Source organism: Prosthecobacter sp. (genome assembly GCF_046154365.1).
In the GTDB taxonomy this organism is placed as follows: domain Bacteria; phylum Verrucomicrobiota; class Verrucomicrobiia; order Verrucomicrobiales; family Verrucomicrobiaceae; genus Prosthecobacter.
The window spans coordinates 1-25,546 of record NZ_JBJXFV010000023.1; the positions used below are offsets into that span (position 1 = coordinate 1).

Consider the following 25,546-nt stretch of genomic DNA (forward strand, 5'->3'; position numbering starts at 1 on the left):
TCTTCACCGCGTCCAAGCTCCTCCGCCAGATCAACTCTTTCACCCGCGACGACGGCACGCCGCTGAACTACACCCTCGTCAACATCAAGGACTGGTGCAAAAACACCTTCGAAAAAAAGATGCCAGGCATTATGCTCCGTAGGCACCGATGTCTTTCTCGCCAGAACGCAGAAAGTCGAGGAAGTCCACGCCCTTGTATTTGCACGTCTCGCAGATGCTCAAAAGAATCAGATATTCGCGGATGCCCTTCTCCGTGGTGACTCCCGCGATGAAATGCCGGAGAGTCGCGAAGGCTTTGACAGCGTGCTCGGCATTGTTGTTGTTCCAAGGAACACCATCGATGCTCAAGAATGTGAACAGCTTGTCCCGGTATTTCTGGAGCCGGTCCCTTAGCTTCACTGCTACGTCACTCTGAATGTCCATGGCGGAGATCTGCCGGTAGAAGCGATCTACCGACACGAGGTGCTTTCGCAGAAAATGGGTCTTGAGGCCATGACGATCCACGGTCTCAACCATCGGTTTAACAAGAGTCGCGAAGCCCAAAGCGACACGCTTCAGTTGCTCGTCGTAGGGGTGCTTCAAGACATCGTCGTTCATGTCCCGAATGAGGTGAATCAAGCACTTCTGCTGTGGGCATTGGATCGCGTCGTAGGCAGCGTAGAAATCGGAAACCAAAACCCCAGTGAAGTTTTTGAGCAAGTCAGCAATAAGCTCGCCTTCCCGAGTTTCACTATAGACGTAGGCCACCTCTTCCATATTGGCAAAGACCCAAACAAACCCGTCACCACTCTTGAGGCTGATCTTCGTCTCGTCAGCATGGACGAGTCGCCCGGCGCACACGCGCTTTAACAATGCGTCGTATGTCTCCTCGTAAGCTTGGGCTGCACTTTTCTTGAACTTGGATGCTATTCCAAGCGGCAATTGAAGGCAGAACAGCTTGTTTAAGTTGCTGGCAACACTTTCCTGCGGCAGACGGAGCCCGATGTTCTGGTAGATCGCATAGGCCATGAGATCTGGTCCGAATTTGCTTCGCGTCCAGCTACGCTCGTCCGGGTAGAAGGTGGCACCACACACCTGACACTGGTATCGGTGGAATTGATAACGGGCAATCCACCGCTTTACTCCGTGCCGCATGAATTTGAGATCGAAGACCGTCTTGCTCACCTTTCCATAGGCGACGAGTTTTGATGAGCCGCACTGGGGACAATACTTCGGGCGCGGGCACTCGATCGTTGTGTCGGGGGACACCGCCCTCTTGGGCGTTGATGTCTGACGCACGGCGTGTTTCACGCGGGCGCTTGACCGCACATAAACTCGCTCGCGCTGGTAGTCCCAATAAGCGGCCTTGTTGATAACCTCCAGTTCCGGAAACACGAATTTATTGCATTTGAAGCCGAAGGGGTGCTCCCTCTTGAGCATGGTAGTGTCAACGACCCCGGCAAGCGAAGTGCCTTCCGAGTGAGGGGACGCCCGGTGCAATTCGAACAGCTTGCTCGTCACCACTTCCACGGCTTCGCAGTCCTCGGCATTGTAAGTGAGGAGAGCGGTTTTCAGCGAAGGCGAGCCTGATTCTTCCCATTCGTGACGTAAACGGATGGACTGCACGCCCGAACCGTGAGGGTCAGTCCAGCGAAACCCCAAATATCCTGCAATTTCTTTCAGGCCATTGGAGAACGTGGGGAAGTAAACCCGCGCAAAGGTCACGGTCAACAGGTTGACCGCAGTCTGGATGGCCTTGGCTGGCACAGAGGATTCGGACGGCTTTCCGTATCGTTCAGACATCCGCTTCAAAAAAATTGTCTCGTAGCTCCCATAGTGAATCAGCACCGGCCTCTCGACGGTGTTTAGGACGCTGAGGAATTTCTTCCAAATCTTAGGCTCGGCCTGGGCGGTATCCGCCCAAAGGCTGTGGTGGACTGCCGAATCGCCGTTGCCGATCCGCAGCCCGATGAGGTAGTAGAAATCTCTATCCGGCAGCCCCTCGACATCCAGATAGACGGGCGTGCCGTCGATCTGTAGTTCCGGGCTGCCGACGATGTGGATTCTCTTTTCCCGAATCGCCATCGCTTTGAGCGAGTGGTGATACTTCTCCTGCTTGTCGCGCTTCCGTTTGGGCCGGCGGCGGGGCCGGAAGGTGTAGGAGAATTGGGTAACGGTGAAGATGCCTTTGCTCTGGAATTTCTTGCGCTCCTTCTCGCTCATACTGGTAAGCAAGCTGAGGTCGTCCTTCTCCATGGCTTTCTGGCGGCAGCGGGCCTGGAACTCGCACTCGGCGCAGTGCCGGTTCAAAACGAGGTCGGGTGGCACCGGACTGGATAACAGCACGACGATTCTCTCGAGGTGCTTGCGCACTTCGCCGAATAGGCCCGAGGCCTTAATCTTCATCGTGGCGTCGTTGTCGCCGTGGATGATCTTGCCGTTGTTGACATCGCGCCCCAATGATTTCGAGAGCACGTAGGCATCGAAGGCCAACAGCAGCTTATCATTCTTGCCCAGTTTGTTGGCGAAGATGAATCGAATCGGGATGAATTGAGCCGGTTTCCCTTGGACTGCGGCGGACACGCGTTCGACTGCATGGAGATCCGATTCCAACACGCATGTTTCGATCTGTGCTCGCGCTGCCAAGCATGTCGCCAACCGCCACTTGGCGGTTTTCATAGTTGCCAGGTCTGGTGACGTCGCAACTTCCTCACTCGGCGAATCTCCAACCAAGCGTGCTGTTGCGGTGATGCCGTAGGATTCGGCCCGCGTGTGCGCCCACTCCGCGTAGCTGTAACCTGTGGATGGTTCGCCGGTCGCCCGCAGCCAAGCTTTCGTCGGACACTTCAGGTATGCTTCAAACACGTCTGGAGTGATCTTCATGCGATGTCAAATTACGCGCGCAACCAGGGGTCGGATGTCCAGAATATTAGGTCTGCATCCACCCGAAGAAAAGATGCCAGTCATTATGCAGGTTTTATGCCCGGTTTGAGCCATCAATCTCAGGATTTTGGCCGCATTCCCGGGATGTTCGTGGGATTCCTGGGTTGCGGACCGGCGCTCCTGAGAGCGCGGTCTGGCGGGTGAGGAGCGCGGGCTGGGCGGTCAAGAGCGCGGTTTGGCGGGACGGGAGCGCAGGCTGGGCGCTTGGGAGCGGAGGCGGGACAACCGGGAGCCATCGTGAGAACCTTGGGCGCGGGGCGTGGAGTCCCAGGATTGGGAACTGGCAGCCGGGGAGCGCGGGCTGGCCGGGCGGGACCGCGGTCTGGAAGGGTGGTTGGGCTCATGAGCATTCACTACCTATCCCCGTTTTGAGGGTGCATTCCCTCCCATATCCCATCTAAAACGTTGGTATTCAGAACTTTAAACCTCCCATGGAAGGTCTTCCAGAGGGCATGGAAGCTCTTCCATGCGCCATGAGAGTTCTTCCACGGGGCATGGAAGGTCTTCCACGCGCCATGAGAGGTCGTCCATGCGGCATGGAAGACCCTCCATGCGGCATGCGGGATCGTCCACGCCGCCTGTGAGGTCGTCCATGCACCATGAGAGATCGTCCATGCCGCCTGTGCCGCCCTCCATGCGGCATGAGAAATCGTCCACGCGGCATGGAGGGTCTTCCACGGCGGAACTCGAAGCATCGGGATTCGGCTCGACACTGAAAAAAAAAGAGGCCAGGCATTATGCCCAGCAAAATGCTATAGCCCCAGCTCCTCTCTCACTTGAGACGAATTCATGAGCAGCCTGAAGGCCGCTGATGCAGAACCTGCGGCCTGGTTGGCTTTGGACACAAGGTCGTTATAGCGCGCACCAGAGCGAACTGGATTGACGATCGCGCTGCGAATGACCTCGCCGTAGTCCGTGATGCCGTCCACATAGGGCCAGATGCGTTGATCGAGCAGAGGACGGAGGTTGCGCAGCTTGTTGATGCTGGTGCCCACTTCGTCCGGCTTGAGCCTTGTCATGGCGGTGTCCACATCGTTATCGATGGACGAAACGATGGCTTGCGCACTGTTTTGGGCGGCTTCGATCGATCCGCCGAGGGAAAGCACCCGTGCGGTTCTGCCTTGTGCGTGCAGCAAAAGATACTTGGCCGAATAGCATCCAGGGGCTGCGGCCAGCAGCGCCTGCAAACGTGCGACGGCATGCGGCGTGCGCAGCAGGGGCATGATTTGCTTCGGGTCACGCATCATGACGCCACGCATCGATTCAAAATCGGCGAGGGCGTTTTTCAATGCCTGTGGACGTTCTGAGTTCGCCAGGAGCATGGCGTCGTCGAAGGTCTTGATGCCAAATACGGTGATGCCCACCAGCGGCGCTGGACCATCGAGAAGCATGATGTCTGCAATGGAACGCTCATTCTTGGCGGGGACGGCAACAAGCTTGCAACTGCCATTGGTGGCACCGCGAATTTTGGCCCGCACGCCGCCAATCGGCTGCACGCTGCCATCGGCATTCAGATCGCCCGTCACCGCAAAGGTCGGATCCCAAGTCTTGCCGGTAATGGCCGACTCAACCAGGAGTGCGCAGGCCACAGCGGCGGAGGGGCCGTCTTTGTCGATGTATTTGTCCTCAAATCCAATCTGCAAGGAATATCCTGGCGGCCAGACGTCGTGGCGAAGCTGGGAGAGCTTGCTGACCTCATTCAGACATCTCCGCATGCTGCCACCCACCTCCTGATTGAATTCGAGCCAGCTTTCTTTGTCGCCCCGGTTGGGCAGCGCTGTGAGAGTCATTTTCGTGACCTGCCCAGCTTCTTGACCAGATGAGAGCTGAGAAATCAAAAGGCCATTCATTTGGGTGAGGCGGAGTTTGAAATGATTGGAGGCCGGGTTGGCAGATGCTGGAGCGGCGGCGGGCGTGGATGACGCAGTTGTGGGTAAAGCCGAAGCTGCTGCTGCCTCCGTGGGTGCTGCGGGGTCCGGGGAACGAGTTGTTGCTGCCAGAGGGAATTGGAGATGCCTGTCCAGCTCGATGCAGTAGTCGTCGGAGTTGGAGTACTTGTAGCATCGAATTTGGCAGTCGGACCATCGCCAGACATCTGTGCCGCCTTCGAGCTGGCTGTGAGTCATTCCAAAAAACTTGTCAAGGTATGCAACCTCCTCGGAAAGATTGAAGGGTTTCCCACCTTGCATCGGAGGCAGAGATACCCGGATGTTGGAAATACGACCCTCTTTCCATTGAAAGTAGGCATTGACGGCTTGATAGCGCCCCTCCAGCAACGAGAAGGAACCATTTGCGCCAACAAGAGCCGTATCGAAATAATATGTGAGGTAAGGAGGCCTGTCCGAAACTCGGAGCTTTCTGCCCGAAGTGCTCTCGAAGTTCAGCATCTTGGCCTGGAACGCAACCGCAGTCATGCTCGTCGGTTTTTTCCAATCAAAGAAGTCATCAAGGTTCACCTTCAAAGTCTGGCCACCTGATTGTTGCGCTAAGATCCGTGGCTTTGGCTGGACCTGTTTGTTTTGAACATTGACTAGAAAACTCGGATCGCCCTTTCCCACATTCGTCGAGTATTTGGCACTCACGGAGTAGTGCTTCAGCTCCCACTCAAACTGTTTGAGCACCGTGTTGAAGGTGTGGGCCACGCTCAGGCTGGCGTCCATGTCGGCAAGCAATTCAGGCGGCACCGCCTGATCCTTCTCCGCAGGATAGACGCAATAAAAGCGCTCCATGGCCTCTTCCTGCCAAACCACGCTGACAAAATTGGGATGTATTCCACTCTTGAAGATGGAATAGCCGGGGTTGTGGACCGGCGCATCCTTGGCGCTAAACCAGTGGTAGTGGCAGGTTTCCTGAGGGAATTTCACGGGCTTGCACAGCTTTTCCCGAGGGATGACCGCCATGGCTGCAACTTTAGACTCAAGCAACGGTGGCGTCATCACGCAGGGCTGCTTCAGATCAAACAAACCATCGAAATCGATCTCGAAGTTTTGTGGAATAGCGATCGTGTCACCGCCTCCCGCCATTTTTCCCTGCTCCCGGCACGCGTTGAGACAGCAGATGACGCCCAAGACGAGAGCTATGCGTGAAAAGAGCTTGATCTGCATTTCCTCTTTTAGCAGGAGCGACCAAAACTTGTCAATTATTTCGCCACCACTGCCGCAGTTGCGGGCGTGAGCACCTTCTGCAACGGCTTGGGATACACGCCGAGGATGAGGATGGCGACGGCGAGCACCCCGGCGACGGCTTTGGAGGCGGTGCTGATGGTGAGGGCGCTGGTGTCGGTGCCTTCGGTGGTGTACATCGCGAGGACGGTCTTGAAGTAGTAATAGAAACCGGCGGCGGCGGCGATGACGGCGCAACTGAGGGCACCCCAGTAGCCGTGATCGACGAGGCCGAGGAAGACGAAGAGCTTGCCGATGAAGCCAGCGGTGAGCGGCAGTCCGGCGAGCGAGGCGAAGGAGATCGTCATGAGCAAAGCGAGCGTCGGATTGCGCTTGGCGAGGCCGGCGAAGTCTTTGATGTCTTCGCCAAGGCCGTTGGCACGCATGAGGCCGAGAACGAGGAAGCCGAGGACGGTCATCGGCAGGTAGGTGGCGAGGTAGAAGGCGACGATGCCGCCAGAAGAGAGATCGAAGCGGGCGCTTTCGCGACAGGCGAGGGCGAGGAGCAGATAACCGGCGTGGCTGATGCTGGAGTAGGCCAGCAGACGCTTCACGCTGGTCTGGAACATCGCGGGCAGGCTGCCGAGCAGGACGGTGAGCGAACCGACGACGAGCAGGAGCGATTGGACTTCAACGGCGATGATGGAGCCTTCGGCGAGGAAAGCATCGAGCGCACGCGTGAGGACAACGAAGCCTGCGGCTTTTGATCCGACGGAGAGGAAGGCGGTGACGGGAGTCGGCGCACCTTGATAGACATCGGGCACCCACATGTGGAAGGGTGCGGCGGCGACTTTGAAGCCGAGACCGCAGAGCAGCATGGCGGCACCGAACAGAGCAGTGGTTTTGCTGGTGGCGGGATTGGCGAGGGCTTTGGCGATGCCGTCGAAGCTCATGGTGCCGGTGGCACCGTAGATCCAGGCGATGCCATAGACGAGAATGCCGGTCGAGAGAGCGCCAAGGATGAGGTATTTAACGCCTGCTTCGAGGCTGAGGGCGCTTTTACGCGCGAAGGCGACTAGGACGTAGAAGCTGACGGTGACGAGTTCGAGAGCGACGAAGACGGTCACCAAATCGCGTGCGGAAGCCATCCACATCATGCCGGCGCAGACGATGAGCGGCAGGCTGAACATTTCAGCGAGTTTGCCATCGACGGTGTAGCGCGAGAGGTAGGGGGCGCATTCCAGCGTGAGCCAGAGCACGAGCAGCGTGATGACGAGCGCAAAGCCTTTGTAGAAGAGGGCGAGCGTGTCGAGCTGATGCCAGGGCTGGATGAAGCTGGGCAGGCTGGCGGTGTCGTGGTTCGCGAAGACGAGCAACACGAGGGCAAGCGCGGTGCCAGCGATGGCAGTGAGGCCAAGGGTGCGGCGGGAGATGTCGGGCTTGAAGGCCTCGACGAGCAACAAGGCAAGTCCGAGGAGGGCGAGGCCGGCTTCGATGGTGAAGATGTTCATGGACGGGTGGCGCTCTTTCGTCCTCGTCCTCGAACTCCTACTCGTCCTCGATCAAATCGGGTGGCGGGCAGGTGGCGAGGGCGAATCGGAATGGCGGAACTAGGAAAACGTGTGGCGGAGCTGCTGGGGAGTGCGGACAATAATGAGCTGGCGGGTCGGCAGAATCGAGGACGAGTTCGAGTAGGAGGACGAGGACGATTATGGGGCCTTCATGAGGTTGAGCAGCAGCCAGGGGCAGCAGCCGGTGACGAGCAGCGTGGTGGCGAGCAGGATGAACGGCACACGCTGCGAAACAGCGGGGTCGCTCATGAACAGGCCGGTGGTGGCGTTGCCGTGGAAGATGCTGCGGTAGGCGCGCAGCATGTAAACAGCGGACATCACGACGCCCCAGAGCGCGAGGAAGACGGTCCAGTGCAGATTCGTGAGCGCACCCACTTTGAAATTTGTAAAGCTGCCGGCGAAGATCATCACTTCACCGGCGAAGTTGGTGAGGCCGGGCAAACCGATGCTGGCGAAGGCTCCGAAGGCAAAGAGAACCGTGAACGAGGGCGCATGCGAGGCGAGACCGCCGAGCTTGTTGTATTCGAGGGTGCCGAGCTGATTGCGCAGACGACCGCAGAGCGCAAAGAGCAACGCGATGGACACACCGTGCGCAAACATGAGGATCACCGCGCCTTTGAGGGCGATTTCACTGCCTGCGGCGATGCCGAGGAAGATGTAGCCCATGTGCATGACACTGGAATTGGCCAATGTGTCGTCGAGACGGTTCGCATGGATGGTGACGAGGCCCATGACGAGGATGTTGCCCAGCAGCATGAGCAGCAGTGCGTTTTGCACCCACTCAACATGCACCGCTTGCGGGAGCAGCGGCATGGCGATGCGCAGCAGGCCGTAGAGGCCGAATTTTTTCAGCACGCCGGAGTGCAGCATCGCGACGGGTGTCGGTGCAGTGGCATAAGCCGGTGCGGCCCAGCTATGGAAGGGGAACAGACTGACGAGCGAACCAAAACCGAGCAGGAGGACGAAGAAAATCTGCGCCTGCTTTTCGACGGGCAGCGGCGTGAGCGCGGCCTGAGCACGCAAGGCTTCGAGATCGAAGGTGAGCTTGGAACCGCCGCTGAATTCGAGCACGACCCAGACAAGACCGGCGAGCAGCACCAGACTGCCTGCGCCGAGGTAAATCGTGGCCTTCCAAGCGATGGCCTTTCTGCGGGCGGCATCGGCATGGCCGTGCAGCGCGATCATGAGGAAGGTCGGGATTAACGCGAGTTCGTGGAAGGCGTAGATGAAGAAAACGTCGGTAGTGAGGAAGGCACCGAGCGCACCGCCGCCGATGAGGAGCGAGGCGATGTAGAAGATGGCAGGGCGATCCTGAATCTGCCAGACGGCGGCCAGCATCACGAGCGTGGTGAGCAGGGCGAGGATGAGCGAGACGCCATCGGCACCGACCGCGAAGCTGAGCGAGGGATTTTCGAGGATGGTGCGCGACTGCGTGAAGGCGAGGCCGGTTTTGCCCGCGTATTGGATCGTGGTGACGAAGACGAGGATGAGATTGATGAGCGTGGCACCGATGGAGGCGGCACGGACAGGCGCACCGAGCCAGATCGCCAAAGCGGCGAGCAGCGGGAGTGCGATGATTAGTTCAAGAACGCTCATTCAATTTCTCCATCAATGGCCCATGTGGGGCAGCACAAACACGACAAGATAAATCACGGCGATGACGCCGCCGCCCAGCAGGAAGGTGTAGCCTTGTAGATGACCCCCTTGCAGCATGCGGGTAGCGGCACCGAGGCGGGCGATGATCGCCGTGGGCAGACGGGCGATGAGGCCATCGACGAACACGCGTTCCATCGCGGTGACGATCCAGGCGAGGCGGTCCTGGCAGACGCGGACGATGACGGCGTACATTTCGTCGAAGTAGAACTTGTTGGCGAAGAGCTTGATGCTCACGGGGTCTTTGTCTTTGCCACGGTAGAGATAGATGGCGCTGCCAGCACCGATGATGAGAGCGGCAAGCGAGGCGAACAGCACGGTTTGATGACCTTCGACGTGCGGCGGTTTCATGGCTTGCAGTGGCATGGCAAGAATGTCGAAGGCGGAGAAGATCGAGAAGATTGCCAAAACTGCGAGCGGCAGCAGCATGACCATCGGCACTTCGGTGGCGTGATGTGCGGAATCGGTGCGCGGCTTGCCGAAGAAGGCGACGATGAGCAGGCGCATCATGTAGAACGAGGTCAGCACGGCGGTGAGCGTCCCGGCATGGAAGAGGATGTTGCAACCGCTGTCATACGCAGCACCGAGCACGGCTTCCTTGCTCCAGAAACCGCTGAGCGGCGGCAGTCCCATGAGGGCAACGGTGCCGATGGCGAAAGTCCAGAAGGTGACGGGCATGTGCTTGCGCAGGCCGCCCATCTTCCAGATGTCCTGCTCATGGTGACAGGCGTAGATCACCGCACCGGAGCCGAGGAACAGCATCGCCTTGAAGAAAGCATGCGTGTAGAGGTGGAACATCGCCGGATGGCCGGGATCGGGGCCGTGTTCGGCGTGACCATGCTGCGCGGCCATGGCGACGGCACCGACGGCCATGACCATGTAGCCAAGCTGGCTGAGCGTGGAGTAAGCGAGCACGCGCTTGATGTCGTTCTGCTGCGTGGCCATCAACGCGGCGAGCAATGCGGTGAAACAACCGATGCCCGCGATGATTTCAGCCGCAAGTGGCGATGCGGTGACGAGGAAGCTCATGCGCACCATCATGTAAACACCGGCGGCGACCATGGTGGCGGCATGGATGAGCGCGGAGACCGGCGTGGGGCCTTCCATGGCGTCCGGCAGCCAGACGTGCAGCGGGAACTGGGCGGATTTGCCGACAGCACCGAGGAAGATGCACAATGCAGCGGCGGTGATCAGGCCAGGATTCGTTTTCTGCACATCAAAGAGAGCGCCGCCCTGCACGAAGGCGTCCTGGAGGTTGTCGATGGCGACATCGCCCTTGTTCAGGCCAAACAGCAGCAGGATGCCAATCATGAAGCCGAAGTCGCCGATGCGATTGGTGAGGAAGGCTTTCTTGCAGGCCTCGGCGGCACTGGCCTTTTCATACCAGTGGCCGATGAGCAGGTAGGAGCTGAGTCCGACCAGCTCCCAGAAGATGAACATCATGAACAAGTTGCCGGCGAGCACGATGCCGGTCATTGAGAACATGAAAAGCGACAGCGCGCCGAAGAAGCGTGGTTTGGCCGCGTCGTCCTTCATGTAACCGAGCGAGAAGAGATGCACCAGCATGCCGATGAAGGTGACGATGAACATCATGCCCTGGCTCTGCTTGTCGCTCAGCACGTCGATCCCGGCACGGAAACCGGCCACGTCAATGAAAGGGAGCAGCATCTTCGTGCCTTCGTTGTCATCAGCGCCCAGAAAGGCGACGCTGGCGAGGAAAGCGATGACGGAAGAACCGACGGAGATGAGAACGGCGGCACCTTTGAGCTGGCGATGCCCCAGCAGGATGAGCAGCGCCGAAAAGAAGGGCAGCAGGAGGATGATGCTGGCGTTCATGGTGTCGCGTTAGCCCTGAAGTTTGGTGACAGACTCGACATCGACGCTCTGCTTCGAACGGAAGAGCGCCACGATGATGGCAAGACCCACGGCCACCTCAGCGGCGGCCACGGTGATGGTGAAGAAGACGAGCGACTGCGCGGTGTAGTCCGGCAGGCCGTTGACGAGATGGAAGCGGGAGAAGCCGACCAGCGCGAGGTTCGCGGCGCTGAGCATCATCTCCAGGCACATGTACACGATAAGGATGTTCCGGCGGGCAATGACACCGGCGAGGCCGAGTGCGAACAGCATGCCGCTGACGACGAGATAATGACCGAGCGTGATCATGGCGCACTCCTTTCGCGTTTGCTGAGCACCACGACGCCAATCGTGCCGACGAGCAGCAGCAGACCGATGACTTGAAGGTGGAAGCCGTATTGATCGAACAGCGTGAAGCCGATCAGCTTGGCATCGGGCAGCGTGCCGGTTTTGAGATCGTTCGTGATCGTGGGCAGGGCGGCCTTGCCGATTTTCCCGGCGGCTTCGGCGAGAGCGAGCGGGGTGTTCTCCGTGCTTTTCTTGGCGATGCCGGTGCCGCTGACGACGGCGATGATTTGCAGCGTGAGCAGGACCGCGAGCAGCACGCCGGAGATGATGGCGGGCAGGTTGAGCTTCTTGCCTTCCTCGGCCTTGATGTCGAGCAGCATGATGATGAACAGGAACAGCACCATCACGGCACCGGCATAGACGAGGATTTGCACGATGCCGATAAAATAAGCGTCGAGGCTCAAAAACAGCGCCGCCAGACCGACAAAGCTCGCAGCGAGCGAAAGCGCGCAGGTGACCGGATTGCGACCGGTGACGACCATGAAGCCAAAGCCCAGGGTGATCAGTGCAAACAGGTAGAACAGCAGTGGAGGCATTACTTGAGGTCGTTCCACTTGTTTACCAGTCCCACACGCTGGCCGCCGATCTCATAGAGGCGTTTTTTGTCGTGAACCATCTCCTGGCGTGAGAGGCCGGTGATGGCGTAGTCTTTGCGCAAGTAGATGGCCTGCTCGGGGCAGACCTCCTCGCACATGCCGCAGTAAATACAGCGGATCATGTCGATCTCGAAGACCTTGGGCCGCTTTTCAACCTTCGCCCACGGATCATCGCTCGGAATCTCGCCCGGGATGATCTTGATGGCCTTCGGGGGGCAGATGAACTCGCAGAGCTGGCAGCTCACGCAGCGCTCGCGGTCCTGCTCGTCGGTGACGAGGGCGGGGGCACCGCGGTAGTATTCAGGCAGATGCTCGTCCCACTTCTGCTCGGGGTATTCCATCGTCACCTTCGGCTTCTTCCCGGCGATCTGGAGGAAGGTTTTGATGCCATGCCCCACGGTGATCCGCAGACCCTTCCAGAGCGTGGATATGAACCAGCGTTCATGCCAGGCAAGAGTGGGGCGTTGGACGGTGATGGTAGCCATGAAAAAGCAGGGAGCCGCAGGGGGAGGCGGGCTTGATTATCCAAGTGTCCCGCAGAGCGGCAACCGCAATTTGTGAAAAGTTTCACAAGGCGGCAGCCAAACGGCCCTCGGCTTGAATCCCCGCGCCAAAAAATCCCTCACACGAGGCCCGGTAGGCTCGTGGCCGTGCTTGATCCGAATTCCTCGGCCTCAATGCCCATGCGGTGCAGCATCTGGACGAACAAGTTGCTCATGGGCTGGTTGTTTTTGGCGTCAAAGGCGAGGTGCTGGCCGTGTTTGAAGCCGCCACCGGCCATGAGCAGGGGTAAATTGTGCCAATCGTGGCTGTTGGCGTTGCCGAGGTTGCTGCCGAACACGACCATGGTGTTGTCGAGCAGGGTGCCGCCGCCTTCCTTCTTGGACTTCAAGGCGGTGAGCAGGTCGCGGTAGGCCTTGAACTCCTCGCTCTCAATGCGCTGGAGCTGGTCGATCTTCAGCGGGTCCTGGCCGTGATGGGACAGGTTGTGGTGGTCGATGGTCACGCCCGGCACCGGAATAACCTGGCCGCCGCCTTGGACAAGGATCGTGATGGCGCGGGTACTGTCAGTCTGCACGGCAAGCGGTACGAGATCGTAGAGCAGGCGCATCCGTGCGATGAGATCGGATTCGTTGTCCACATCCTGCGGTGGCTGGGCATCGACCTTCGGCTTCGGCTTTGTCACCCAGGCCTCGGCTTTGTGCATGCGCTGCTCCATTTCGCGCACGGAGGTGAAGTATTCGTCGAGCTTCTCCTTGTCAGCAGCACCGACGCGACGCTCGAAGCGCTTCGCTTCCTCCATGACGGTGTCCATGATGCTCTCGCCTTCCTTGAGCTTCTGCATCTGCGCCTGAATCTCCCAATCCTTGCCGTCGAGGAAGAGCTTCGCGAACACCTGCGAGGGCTTCGAGTAAGCGGGCACCATGACGCCGCTGCGCGTGTAGCTCTGGCTCGACTGGCCGCTGGTGCTGAGCGCGAGCGAGGGGAAACGCGTTTCGTAGCCGATCTTCTCTGCGACGTATTGATCAATGGAGACGGTGTTGCGGAAGCCGCCGAGACCCGGTCCGCGAGCGGCGGTCAGCCAGGTTTGCTGCGATGAATGACCGTCGAGTCCATTCTGATCGGGATGCGAGACGCCGGAGAAGATAGTGAAGTCATTACGGTGATCCTTGAGCAGATCAAGATAAGGCGTGGCGGTGTAGTCCTTGCCAGTCTCCTTCGGAAACAAGCTGGGTCCATAGATGCCCAGCGACGCACAGGCGAAGACCATGCGCTTCGGTGGCTGTGCTCCGGCGGCACGCAATGAGCGTGGCAGCATGGCGTCGAGGAATGGCAGTGCGAGGGACACGCTGGTGCCACGGATGAAACTGCGACGTGAGACTGCCGGACGGAGAGATGGGGAGACTTTCAGACTGTCAGAAGAGGAGATGGGAGAGTTCATTTGAGGGTCCATTGATCGACGTGGTTTTGCATGTGGACGAGCATCGCAATGGTTTCATCGCACTGCAGGTAGAGTTTTCTCGCTGCCGCTTTGGTCATGTAACCACACTCCACGGCGAATTGCAGCCAGGTTTGCGTTTCTGCCGCTTCACCTTCGGCGTCGTTGAGCTTGCTGATGAATGAAGCCGGGTAGCGCCGCTTGCGCCAGCCTTCGGAGATGTTGGCGGCAACTGAACGTGATGAACGCCGCACCTGATCCGTCAGCGAGTAGCGCTCCTCCTTCGGAAAAGCCTTGGACTCAGCAAACACCGCCATCGCTGTCGAAAATGCCATCTGGTAAACCTTCAGGTCCGTGTGCCGCTTGATCTTCTCGCTCATGGTGTGGAGTTCTGGTGATCTGGAAGTCTGATGGTCTGAAAGTCTCCCCATCTACTTGGAAAGGAACATCGGCGAAGCCACGACCGCTTGAACCAGCGTTCGCAACCCGCCGCCCTCGGCCTTGGTTTGCTTCACGATGGCATCAATCGCCGTGTGATCGGCGAACTGAATGCCAGCGCCGGTGCCATAGATCATGAGTTTGGAGGCGAGCGCACTCAGCACCAAATCCTGCTGAGAAAGTAGCAGCTTCTTGAAGTCCTTGATGCCGGTGAACTTGTGGCCATCGGGCAGTTCACCGCTGGAATCGACGGGCAGGCCCTCCTTGTATTGCCAGATGTTCTGGCCCTTGAGTTTGCGTTTCGTGTTCGTGCCTTTGTCCTGTGAGCGGTAGGTTTCTCGCCAGCCGCCGATGACATCAAAACTCTCCAACGCAAAGCCGGGCGGGTCGATGTTTTGGTGGCAGCCTGCGCAGGACTCAGAGTCGCGATGCTTCGCGAGTTGATCGCGGATCGTGGTGGTGCCGCGTGTGTCGGGCTCGATGGACCCCACACTCGGCGGTGGTGGCGAGGGCGGCTGGTTGAGCAGGCGCTTGAGCACCCAGGCGCCGCGCAGCACGGGCGAGGTCACGGTGCCGTTCGCGGTGACCTTCAACACGCTGGCCTGCGTGAGCACGCCGCCGCGTGGGCTGTCGGGTGGCAGTGACACGCGGCGGAACTGCTCGCCCTGCACGCCGTCGATGCCGTAGTGCTCAGCGAGGCGGCTGTTCACCATGGCGAAGTCGGAGTCGATGAAGCTGCTCACGGGCAGGTTCTTCGTCAGCACTTCATTGAAGAAGGCCTCGGTTTCGGCGACCATCGACAGCTTCAAAACCATGTCGAACTCGGGATACAACTTCTTGTCCGGCATGGTCGCGTCGATGCCGCGCATGTCGAGCCATTGGCCGACGAAGTTCGTGGTGAAGGCCTGGGCTTTGCCGCTCTTGAGCATGCGCTCGACCTGCGCGCGCAGGATCGCAGGCTGGGTGAGTTTCTTCGCGGCGGCGAGCTGCATGAGTTCCGCGTCCGGCATCGAACTCCAGAGGAAATAAGACAGTCGCGAAGCCACGGCGAAGTCGTCCAGCTTGCCGGGACGCTCTTCAAACAAGAGGAACTGCGGCGCGGTGAGGATCGCGCGCAAGCCGACGCGCATGGCGTCCTCGAACATCTGGCCTGCATCAAGCGAGTCGGTGGCGAGCTTCACAAAGCGGTCGGTCTCGCCAGCCTCAAGCGGACGACGGAAGGCGCGGGTGGCAAACTGGCTGATCCCCGCGCTGATCGCCGCTTTGGCATCAGCAGGTGCAAACTCAAAGCCGATCGACTTGCCGAAGCGGTCCTTGCGTTTGTAAGGCGGGAGTGTCTTGAGCGGCACATCACCCATCGCTAGCTTCAGGCTTGGCTGCGGCCACATGTCCACACCGAGCGGCCCTTCGACTTCGAGCCACTGCATGGCCACGCCGGTGCCGGTGAAGTCCTTCGCCTGCACGTTGTAAACGTTTTGGCCGCGCTTGTCGTGGCCCACATCGTCGGAGTTGATCACAATGTGCTCGCTGCCATTCAGGACCGTGGTGAACTCGTATTCGCGCGGCTTGTCGGCTGGCAGCTCGCAATACGACAGCAGCTTCTTCTCGCGGTAGTTGTTGCTGTAAATCATGAGCGTGATGGGCCGCCCGTCCGACTGCACCGCGTAGCCGGAGAGCTTGATGCGATACAGCCCTGGACCAGGGATGCGACACTTCTTCAGCCCCGACAGGTAGTCGGCAGTGTTGAACATGATCAAGGCATCAGGCGTCTCGCGGAACATCACGCGATGACCGGACTTGGGGTTGTTCTTGTCCGTGATCGTGCCCGGCGGTGTATCAAGGTTCTTGCGAATGCCCTCCTCTTCCTTGTAGCTGAAGCGCTTGTTCAGCGGCTCCGGCTTTTGGGTTAAAACAATGGCGGCATCTAGGGCGACATCAGCCGCTTCCAGATACTTTTCGATTTGAAGCTGCGAGAAACGCAGGCCCTCGGCCACGGTGTCGAAGCCATGCATCAGCGAGTCCTCCGGCAGGATGTGCTTCAGCGGCACGTCGATGCCGAGCAAATCATGCACCGTGTTCTCATACTCCGTGCGGTTCAGCCGACGCAGCACGGTGCGCCCAGTGGTTGCCTGCTGCTCCTTGTTAAATTCGTGCAGCGGTTTTTGCAGCGACGCGAGGAACTCGCTTTGCGCCTTGGCCTCAGGCCGTGATTTCTTGGCAGGCGGCATCTCGCCCTTGGTCACGCGGTCATAGATTTTCTCCCACTCATCGAAGTTCTTCCGCTCCTCGGGCTTCCACGGCAGCGCAGTGAGATCCAGTCCGCCCTTTTTCACGTCCCCTTCATGACACTCGGTGCAGTGCTTGGCGAAAAAGGGCTTTAAGGCTGTCGTGGGGGCAGCGCACACCACGCCGGTGGTGAGAATGAGGTAAACAAGAGAACGCATTATGATCGCAACGGGAGAAGCGGCCGACTACTGGCCGCGAAACGGACTCATTGCATCCGTTTGGGCAGATTTTCGGCCACGCTTCTCGCGCAGTGACGATCCGAGCGCAAACCGCGCTTATTTCGTGTCCTTTTTCTTCGGCGTGGTCTTGGCTTTGGCTGGAGCCTTCTTTTTCTCGGTGGTCGGCTCTTCCTTGGCTTCCGTCTTCTCCGGCTGCGGGAAACCGGCCTTCGCATGCGCGACCATTTCGGCGAAGGTGGCCTCGCCGATGCCTTCGACCTTCATCACGTTGGTCACATCCGCGAACGGGCGGGCCTTTTTGATCGCGGCAGCACGCGTCTCACCCACATTGGGAATCGTCATCAGTGCCTTGTCATCGCCTTCGTTCAGCAGATCGAGCAATTTGGTGCGCTGGGAGGGTGTGAGTGTCTTGGCGACGGCTTCGACCTTGGCGGAAGGCTTGGCCTCCTCGACGGCGGGAGCTTTGGGTTTGGCCGGGCTTTTCTTCTTCGGTGCCGTCTCGGCAGCGGAAAGCGACAGGCTGAAGGCGAGGATGGAGAGGAGGTAAATGAATGTTTTCATAGCAGTGGTTAATAAAACGACGTGCGGAGGCTATTCGTATGCCGGTGCGATTGGCGAGAAAAAAGTACCGCCCACCGCATTTTTTCAAAGCGCTCACGTCATGCCGGATTGCCTAAATGCTCGACATTTGGCGGCACTCCTCCCAAAATCATCAGCATGAAGCTCTCCAACCATTGGTGCCTCGCTCTCGCCGCCTTGTTGTCCGTCTTTGCTCACGCACAAACCGCCGCTCCTGCCATGCGCAGTTGGACGAGCACGGATGGCCGCAAGATCGACGCTGCCTTCGTGGCGCTGGAAGGTGACGGCGTGAAGATTCGCATGGCAAACGGCAGCACCTTCACCATCCCGCTGGCCCGTTTGTCTGCCGCAGACCAAGCCTTTGCGAAGGGTCAAACGGCGGCACCTCCCGCGACGGCTGCCACCTCACCCTCCGGCGCTCCCGTCGCCAGCACTACCTGGCCGCGCACGGTTTCCTTGGAGGACCGGCCTGAAGTCACCGTGGTCAAAGAGGACGCCGAAACCAAGGAATTCATCTACCGCTCGCCACACTACGAATTTCAGTGCGATTCCAAGCTCGGCTCCAATGTCGTGCGTGAGTTTGGCCGCATCTTTGAATCCACCTGGCTGCTGAACTGCATGCTGCCGCTGGACCTCAAACCAACCCCCGAAAAGCTGCGGGAGATATTCCTCGCACGCCTGTTCACCAGCAAAGACGATTACATGACAGAAGGAGGCGTTGTCGGCTCCGCCGGCGTGTACATGTCCGCCAAAAAAGCGCTCATGGTGCCGCTCTCCAGTCTCGGCGTGAAGATGGTCGGCAGCCGCGTCTCCCTGGAAAACAACAACGACGATGACAACGCCACGCTCATCCATGAGATCACCCATCAGATGATGAACCACTGGCTGGGCGTGCTGCCCACCTGGTATATCGAGGGCAGCGCCGAGTATGTCGAGATGCTGGATTACAACCGCAATGGCCGCTTCAGCCTCGCTGGCTTGAACCGGCAGTTGAAAGGCTATGCGCAGAAAATGAACTATGCCGGTGGCGGCAAGAGCTACACCATGATCGATCTGGAGGAACTCATGACCATTGATGGCAGGCGCTGGGCCGCCGCCCTTGGCAAAGGCGGAGCCGCCCAGCAAAACTACGGTTCCGCCGGCCTGCTCACCTATTATTTCTACCACCTCGACGACAAAGGCGATGCTGCGAACGTCATCGCCTACCTGCGCGAGGTGCAGAATGCGAAGGGCAACGAGGAAGAACAGGCCGCCGTCAAAAAACACCTCCTGCGTGAGCGCACCTATGCCCAGCTTGCCGAAGACGTGAAGAAAGCCCTGCGCAAAGAGGGCATCGACATCACTTTCTTCCCTCCGGGCAAGAACGGTCCGGCCACGACCTCCAACTGATCGCTGCCTCGCTCAACCACCCGCGCTGCGGTGGCCTGAATCATGCGGAACTCGACCCGCTAGAGAAAGGACATGGATTTCTTATGGCGTTTCTAATTTGTCTCGGCTAGAATAGTCTCATCCTCAGGGAAATGACCAATTCCGACCGCATCCGCATACTGATCGTCGAAAACGAAGGCCTCGTCGGCTGCGACATGGCCGCATCACTCGGCAAACTCGGCTACCTCGTCGTCGGCATCTGTGCCTCGGGGGAAGAAGCGCTCGAACGCTTTGAAGAACTTCGCCCCGACCTCGTCCTGCTGGACGTTCACCTCGCCGGGCAGCTCGACGGCATCGACACCGCCCGCGAACTCCAACGCCGCAGCCGTGTCGCCATCGTCTATGTCACCGCCTGTGCCGACCTCGACACCGTCGCCCGTGCGCGGCAAACACACCCGCACGGCTACCTGCTGAAGCCCTTCAGTCACGACGAACTCCGCCTTACCGTCGAAGTCGCCTCCCAGCGTCATCTGGAAGAGAACGCGCGCCAGCGGCGCGAACATAGTTACTTCGAGGCCTTCCAAAGCCTCGCGGATGGCGTCATCGCCGCCGATCTGGCCGGCGGCATTGTGTTCATGAACCCCGCCGCCGCCCGTATCACTGGCTGGAACGCGCAGGAAGTCGTGGGCCGCTCCTTGAACGAAGTCTTCCGCATTTATCAAGCCAGCGGCGAACCTGCGGACATTCTGCCTGCCGAGACCGCTTCACAGACCAGCGAGCGCACCGTCCATCTCACCACCCGTTCCGGTGAACGCGTCCCGGTTCAAGACCGCACCGCACCCTTGCGCGATGCCCAGGGCCAGCTCACCGGCCTCATCATCCTGTTCCGAGCCCCCATGCCCGCAGCAGCGGTCACTCCGGAAACCAACCGCAACACCGCCCCCCTCGTCGATGTCGTCGAAAGCATCTCCGACCCGCTTTTCGCGCTCGATGCCCGCTGGCGCGTGACGTATGCGAACGCCAGCGCCCTGCGACTGTTTGATCGCGGCCTCGCCCACATGCTCGGCCTCTCGCTGTGGGACATCATGCCCACTTCCACGCGCGAACTGCACCACGAGGCGCTCGCTCACGCTATGCTGCATCGCGAAACGGTGATCCGGGAGATCTACCTCGACGAAAAACAACTCTGGCTCGAACTGCGCGCTTATCCCTTCGGCGAAGGCCTGCTCCTGCTCGTACAAGATGTCACCGCACGCCGTGAGGAAGCCGAGCGCCGCAACCGCATCGACCGCCTCGAATCCCTCGGCCTCCTCGCCCGTGGTTTTGCGCACGACTTCAACAACCTGCTCACCGTCCTGCTCGGCAACATCTCGCTCGCCGAAATGCGTCTGCGCAACGCCATCACGCTGCCCGAGCTGCACACCGCCAAACAGGCCACGCTTCAGGCGCAGAACCTCGTCCAGCAGCTCCTCACCTTCGCCCGTGGCGGTGCGCCGATCAAAGCGCTCGTCCGCCTCGGCGACCTCATCGACACCTTCTTCATGCATCACACTCGTGCCAATCGCATCGAGTACCGCATCGAAGTGCAGCCCGGTTTGCCGCAGATCGCCATTGATGGCGGTCAAGTCCGCCGCTTGCTCAGCAATCTCATCCGCAACGCCGAACAGGCTCAACCCAACGGCGGCGAAATCATCATCCGCTGCTTCGCGCCCGACCACGCCGAGATGTTCCCCGGCGAAATGGTCACGGACACGAACTTCCAGCCCTCCGGTCTCGCCATTGAAGTCGAAGACAAGGGCGAAGGCATCGCGCCCGACCACCTGACGCACATTTTCGAGCCATACTTCAGCACCCGCAAAGCCGACAACGCCACTGGCCTCGGCCTCACCGTCTGCGAATCCATCGCCAAAGCCCACGGCGGCTCACTCACCGTGCGTTCCGACCTCGGCCGCGGCACTACCGTGCGCTTCTACCTCCCGCTCGACTCCGATGCCGAGGAAGCCGATGCCTTCGGCCTCAGCAAAGTTTTCGATGCCCCGCCCGAACTCGCCGCCGCCACGCCGCGCATCCTCGTACTCGAAGACGATCCGCTCGTGCGCTCCTTGATCGTGCGCAATCTCACCAGCAACGGCTTCGATGTCACTGAAAGCGCTGAAGGCAGCGATACCGTGCGTCTCTATCAGGAAAGCATGACTCAGGGCCGCGCCTTCGACCTTGTCATTCTCGATCTCAGCATCCCGAACGGCATGGGCGGCGTCCGCGCCATGGAAAAACTCCGCGCCATCGACCCCGAAGTCTTCGCCATCGTCTCCAGCGGCTACTCCGACGACCCCGTCATGGCCAAACCCGCCGCCTACGGCTTCGCCGCCGTGCTGCCGAAGCCCTACGAACCTGCCGACATGCTCCGCCTTGTGCGCAACATTCTGGCAACTCGCGGCATTCGTCGCGCCTCATAAATCAGGCCCGCATGCGCGAACAGGATCTTCTCGACAAGCTCCGCAAAATCGAGCGCCTGTATTCCGGTGCCACCACGCCCGGCGAGAAAGAGGCCGCCGCCGAAGCCATCGCCCGCATCAAACGCCGCCTCGGTGAAGCCGCCAAGATCGAGCAGCCCATCGAATACAAGTTTACGCTCACCGACGGTTGGTCGAAAAAACTCTTCATCGCCCTGCTGCGCCGTTATTCGCTCAAGCCTTACCGCCGCACCCGGCAGCGTCGCACCACCGTCATGGTCAAAGTGCCGCGCACCTTCGTGGAGGAAACGCTCTGGCCCGAATTCATCGCGCTCAGCAACGAATTGAGCACCTATCTCGATGAAGTGACTGACCGTGTCATTGCCCAAGGCATCCACGCCGATGAAGGCGACGAAGAAATCGTGGCCGACGATTTCCTCGCGTGATCACTCCGCCTTTGGCGGCGACCACTCCGCCGACTTTGGATTCGCCGAGGTCAGCGGCAGATCATCACCGTAGTGTTTCTGCCACTTCTCCATCTTCGTCATCAAAGCCGTGATTCGTTCCTGCTGCGCCGGATCATTCGCCAGGTCGTTCAGTTCATCCTTGTCGTTCGAGAAATCAAACAGCTGTGAGCGGTTGATCTGCGGATAGCGAATCAGCTTGTAGCCATCCGCGATGACCGCGCGCTGCACCTTCATGTAGGCGAAGAACATCTCTTCACGCACCGCCTTGGCTTTGCCCTCAATCACCGGCCTGTAACTCACGCCATCAATCGTCTTCGGTGCCTCCGCGCCCACGAGATCACAAACCGTCGGATAAATGTCGAATAGATAGACCAACGCATTGCTGCCACCTGCTGGAATGCCCGGTCCGGCGAAGAACAACGGCGAATTCATGCCCGCGTTATAGAGGTTCTGTTTTCCCAGCAGCCCGTGACTGCCGACGGCGATGCCTTGATCGGCAGAAAACAGGACAATCGTGTTCTCCAACTGCCCACTCTCCTTCAACGCCGTCAAAATGCGCCCGATGTGAGAATCCATTGCCGTGATCGTCGCATAGTACTCGTGCAGCGTGCGGCGAATCTCATCCTCCGTGCGCGGCCAGGGTGACAGCTTCTCATCGCGGATCACCATCTCACCGTTGTCGAAGGGATGCACCGGCCGGTAGTTCTTCGGCAGCGGAATCTTGTCGCGTTGGTAGAGATCGAGATATTTCTGCGCCGCGACACGCGGATCGTGCGGATTGCCGAAGGCGAGATACATGAAGAACGGTTTCGCGGCATCGCGCTCCTTGAAGAAGGTGATCGCATGATCCGCGATCTCACGCCCTGGTTCGCCGCTCTGGCGTTCGGCCTCGTCGTTTTCCAGATACTTGTTGTGCTGAAACTTGGCCTGAATCAGCGGCGCAGTGTTGCCCTTCTTGCCATGATGATAGGTCTCATAACCGGCAGCCTGCATCGACAGCGGAAAATTCGGCGCATCGCCGGGAGCGATGCTGCCCTTCGCGCCACCACCCTTGCCTTTCTTGTTCGGATTCGCGGCGGGCGGCTGAAATCCCTTCCAGCGGAAATACGCATTGCCGGAGAGCAGCATGTTGCGGCTCGGCGTGCACACCCCAGGTGAATTGCCGCCGAAGCAGAACGCATTGCGGAAGGCGAAGCCGCGCTGCACGAGCGAATCGAGGTTCGGCGTCTTCACCACAGGATTGCCGAGCGCCGCGATGCTGTCGGCACGCATGTCATCGGCAAACAGGAAGAGAACATTCGGTTTTGCCGCCAAGGCAGCGACTGGAAGCAGAAACAACGAGCAAAGAAGAGCCTTCATGGTGGAGGCACACTTCAACGCGTCGCCGCCGCCGTGCTATCCGCCTTTTGCGTGTCCCACAGCAGCTTCATCGCGATCACACCGAGCCACGGCGCCAGACCGGCCATCGCCATGCCCAGATCAAACGACTTCGTCTCATCCACCATCCTGCCAAACAGCTTGTGCATCGGCGACGATACCGCCCACACCCACATGCTCAGCAATCCGGTGAGTCGGCCCACATGCCGCTCCGACAGCTCCTGCACAAAACTGTAGTAGCACGGGAACAACGCCAGCGCCCCGGCCCCCACGATGAGAATCGCGCCCATCAGCGGCCAGCCCTTCGGCAGCCACAGAAGCAACACGCTGAATGACGTCATCAAACATGCCCCCGCATACACCCAGCGCCGCGCCCCATGCGCCGAAATCGCAAACCGCCGCGCCAGCCACAGCGAAATGAACCCCGCAGTGATGCAACCGATGTCCGTGCCGATGTAGTAGGCCGAGTTGAACGCCAGCGCCTCCGTCTCCGAGTAACCGCGCCCTTCCTGCATGAACTTCGGCAGCCACACGCGAAACAGATGCCAGCACGTCTGCGCCCCGAAGATCAAAATCGCCAGCGCCCAGAACCGACGGCTCAGCAGGATGTCCCACATGCTTTCGCGTTTCGACGGATCATCCGGGATCACCACATCCAGCTCCGTTTTGCGGATCGAGGCGAACCACACCACCACCCACAGCAAGCCGATGCCGCCGATAATCTCAAAGGCGAAGCGCCAGCTCTTGATGTCGTCCGTCATCAGCCAGATCATCAACGGCGGCGTCACCATCGCCCCGATGGACGCCCCGCTTTGCAGCACGCTGTTGCCCATGGTTCGATCCTTCGGGTCCAGCAGCGCAAACGTCGTCTTCAGCGCACACGGCCAGTGTCCCGCCTCAAAAAATCCCAGCAGCACCCGGCACGTCAGCAGCGGCCAGTAGCCATCCGTGTGCGCCGAGGCAATGCCCATCAGCGACCAGCCCGCCAGCACCACCGGATACAGCCAGTAAACTCGAAACCGGTCCGCCAAAAACCCAAACACCAGCGATCCCACCGCAAACGCCCACCCAAACGCCAGCTCCAGATCCCCATACTGCTCCTGCGACAGATGAAACTCCTTCGTCACCCGCACCGCCGCATTCGCCAGCGTCTGCCGATCCATGTAATTGATCGTCGTCGCCAGCAGCAGCAGGCCGCAGAGATACCATTTCCAGAGGGGGGAGCGTTCAGTGGTCATGCATGCAATTTGAGAGTTATTTCAGATCATTCTTTGGTGCCTCTCTGGAGCCAAAGACCGCTTTGCCCGCCCAATACAAAATAACCACGTATGGAAACAGAGCTGCCGCCCAAAGTTGCATTTCCAGCCTTGATGAATGCTCCTGGCGCAGTGCAGATGGAGCCACGGCCCATGCATCAATGATCGCCATCCCGAAGATCACTGGGATCAGTATTTCACCATATTGCTGACGCCTGATTGGTCCGATCACCAACATTGCAAACCAGCCGATAGTTCCAATTGGCGTCAACATGTCGTGATTTAAGCTCATCGCGAAAAAGGTTTATCTACCCCTCCCAGCTCCTTCCATCCCACGCGATCACGCGCTCCAGCATCTTCACGACTTCATCCGTGAAGCACGAGAACAGCACCTCGCCTTTCTCCGCCGTCGCAGAGCGAGGATCGCCAACGTGGCCGGGTTCGCTGCGGTCAGTCATCGTCCAGCCTCGGCTCGCAGGCTCGAAGGCATTGCCGAAGGGCACGTCGCAAGTCTTCGTGAGATCGCCGACGAGTTCGGGACGCAGGCGCAGCACCATGCTGGTCTCCCACTCGCAGGCGTGGCCCATGACACGTTGTTTGATGCTTGGATCGCGTGTCCACGGCTCGGCACCGAGGTTCCAGTAGGTGGCGAAGAGCAGCATCAGATCTTTGCGGTCGCGGTATTTCTGCCGCGTCTCAAACACGGCCTGCTTGCCGGGAATGTCGTTGCCGCCGTGGCCATTGATGAAGACGAGGCGCTTGAAGCCGTGGGCGATGAAGTTGTCCATCAGCCCGTTGAGGAGATCGAGATACACCCGTGGCTCCGCCGACAGCGTGCCAGGGAAATCCATGTGGTGATGCGAATTGCCCAGCCACATCAGCGGCGCGATCAACACGCGCTGACCCATCGCTGCCTCAGTGCGGCGGATGAGTTCGTTTGTCAGCATGCTGTCGGTGAACAGGGGCATGTGCCGTCCATGTTGCTCCAGCGCCGCCACGGGAAAGATCACAGGTGTGTCGCGGCTCAGCACCGCGACCTCGGTCCATTTCAAATCGGCTAATTGCATGAGTGGAGACGTTTTTATTTCACCACAGAGTTCACAGAGAGGCACAGAGACCGGAATTCAGAACTCTGTGCATCTCCGTGTCCTCTGTGGTG

General features: G+C 59.4%; 19 protein-coding genes. 3 read left to right on the top strand and 16 right to left on the bottom strand.

What is annotated here, in order from left to right; genetic code table 11:
* Positions 1-129 precede the first annotated feature (129 nt).
* The 12 genes from tnpC to ACKVY0_RS02955 all read right to left on the bottom strand — a co-directional run bounded on the left by tnpC (position 130) and on the right by ACKVY0_RS02955 (position 17,448).
* Complete coding sequence (gene tnpC, locus ACKVY0_RS02900; RefSeq protein ID WP_409213288.1) at positions 130-2,862, bottom strand: IS66 family transposase; 2,733 nt, start codon at positions 2,860-2,862, stop codon at positions 130-132.
* 812 nt (positions 2,863-3,674) lie between these two features.
* Entirely contained in the window at positions 3,675-6,026 is a 2,352-nt protein-coding gene (locus ACKVY0_RS02905; protein ID WP_409213289.1) for a S16 family serine protease, read from the bottom strand.
* 35 nt (positions 6,027-6,061) lie between these two features.
* On the bottom strand, positions 6,062-7,534 hold the full coding sequence (locus tag ACKVY0_RS02910) for an NADH-quinone oxidoreductase subunit N (RefSeq protein ID WP_409213290.1): 1,473 nt from the start codon (positions 7,532-7,534) through the stop codon (positions 6,062-6,064).
* A gap of 198 nt (positions 7,535-7,732) precedes the next feature.
* Positions 7,733-9,190: a NuoM family protein gene (locus tag ACKVY0_RS02915; RefSeq protein WP_409213291.1), complete on the bottom strand. Its 1,458-nt coding sequence runs from the start codon at positions 9,188-9,190 to the stop codon at positions 7,733-7,735.
* A gap of 12 nt (positions 9,191-9,202) precedes the next feature.
* Entirely contained in the window at positions 9,203-11,083 is a 1,881-nt protein-coding gene (gene nuoL, locus ACKVY0_RS02920) for an NADH-quinone oxidoreductase subunit L (RefSeq protein WP_409213292.1), read from the bottom strand.
* 9 nt (positions 11,084-11,092) lie between these two features.
* The gene (gene nuoK / locus ACKVY0_RS02925) at positions 11,093-11,410 is read right to left on the bottom strand and encodes an NADH-quinone oxidoreductase subunit NuoK (protein WP_409213293.1); all 318 of its coding nucleotides are present in this window, start codon (positions 11,408-11,410) and stop codon (positions 11,093-11,095) included.
* Positions 11,407-11,985 (bottom strand): NADH-quinone oxidoreductase subunit J, encoded by a 579-nt coding sequence (locus ACKVY0_RS02930; RefSeq protein ID WP_409213294.1) that lies wholly within the window; start codon positions 11,983-11,985, stop codon positions 11,407-11,409. The genes nuoK and ACKVY0_RS02930 overlap by 4 nt, the downstream gene beginning before the upstream one ends.
* On the bottom strand, positions 11,985-12,530 hold the full coding sequence (locus tag ACKVY0_RS02935; RefSeq protein ID WP_409213295.1) for a NuoI/complex I 23 kDa subunit family protein: 546 nt from the start codon (positions 12,528-12,530) through the stop codon (positions 11,985-11,987). Before ACKVY0_RS02935 ends, ACKVY0_RS02930 begins: the two co-directional genes overlap by 1 nt.
* A 137-nt stretch (positions 12,531-12,667) precedes the next feature.
* Entirely contained in the window at positions 12,668-13,987 is a 1,320-nt protein-coding gene (locus tag ACKVY0_RS02940; protein ID WP_409213296.1) for a DUF1552 domain-containing protein, read from the bottom strand.
* Positions 13,984-14,364: a four helix bundle protein gene (locus ACKVY0_RS02945; protein WP_409213297.1), complete on the bottom strand. Its 381-nt coding sequence runs from the start codon at positions 14,362-14,364 to the stop codon at positions 13,984-13,986. The genes ACKVY0_RS02940 and ACKVY0_RS02945 overlap by 4 nt, the downstream gene beginning before the upstream one ends.
* A 51-nt stretch (positions 14,365-14,415) precedes the next feature.
* The gene (locus ACKVY0_RS02950; protein WP_409213298.1) at positions 14,416-16,866 is read right to left on the bottom strand and encodes a DUF1592 domain-containing protein; all 2,451 of its coding nucleotides are present in this window, start codon (positions 16,864-16,866) and stop codon (positions 14,416-14,418) included.
* Positions 16,867-16,983: 117 nt separating this feature from the next.
* The gene (locus ACKVY0_RS02955; RefSeq protein ID WP_409213299.1) at positions 16,984-17,448 is read right to left on the bottom strand and encodes a hypothetical protein; all 465 of its coding nucleotides are present in this window, start codon (positions 17,446-17,448) and stop codon (positions 16,984-16,986) included.
* A 156-nt stretch (positions 17,449-17,604) separates the two neighbouring features.
* Between ACKVY0_RS02955 and ACKVY0_RS02960 the strand changes: the two genes are divergently transcribed.
* The 3 genes from ACKVY0_RS02960 (at position 17,605) to ACKVY0_RS02970 (ending at position 21,733) form a co-directional block, all read left to right on the top strand.
* Complete coding sequence (locus tag ACKVY0_RS02960; RefSeq protein WP_409213300.1) at positions 17,605-18,855, top strand: SHD1 domain-containing protein; 1,251 nt, start codon at positions 17,605-17,607, stop codon at positions 18,853-18,855.
* Positions 18,856-18,986: 131 nt separating this feature from the next.
* Positions 18,987-21,290, top strand: a complete 2,304-nt coding sequence (locus ACKVY0_RS02965) for a response regulator (RefSeq protein ID WP_409213301.1) — start codon at positions 18,987-18,989, stop codon at positions 21,288-21,290.
* 11 nt (positions 21,291-21,301) lie between these two features.
* Entirely contained in the window at positions 21,302-21,733 is a 432-nt protein-coding gene (locus ACKVY0_RS02970; protein WP_409213302.1) for a hypothetical protein, read from the top strand.
* Here ACKVY0_RS02970 and ACKVY0_RS02975 read toward each other — a convergent pair whose 3' ends face one another.
* From ACKVY0_RS02975 to ACKVY0_RS02990, 4 genes are read right to left on the bottom strand one after another with little or no spacing between them, the layout of a single operon-like run.
* Positions 21,734-23,113, bottom strand: a complete 1,380-nt coding sequence (locus tag ACKVY0_RS02975; RefSeq protein WP_409213303.1) for a sulfatase-like hydrolase/transferase — start codon at positions 23,111-23,113, stop codon at positions 21,734-21,736.
* A 14-nt stretch (positions 23,114-23,127) separates the two neighbouring features.
* The gene (locus tag ACKVY0_RS02980; protein WP_409213304.1) at positions 23,128-24,369 is read right to left on the bottom strand and encodes an MFS transporter; all 1,242 of its coding nucleotides are present in this window, start codon (positions 24,367-24,369) and stop codon (positions 23,128-23,130) included.
* A gap of 16 nt (positions 24,370-24,385) precedes the next feature.
* Positions 24,386-24,679: a hypothetical protein gene (locus ACKVY0_RS02985; RefSeq protein ID WP_409213305.1), complete on the bottom strand. Its 294-nt coding sequence runs from the start codon at positions 24,677-24,679 to the stop codon at positions 24,386-24,388.
* Positions 24,680-24,695: 16 nt separating this feature from the next.
* Positions 24,696-25,454 (bottom strand): creatininase family protein, encoded by a 759-nt coding sequence (locus tag ACKVY0_RS02990; RefSeq protein ID WP_409213306.1) that lies wholly within the window; start codon positions 25,452-25,454, stop codon positions 24,696-24,698.
* Positions 25,455-25,546 lie beyond the last annotated feature (92 nt).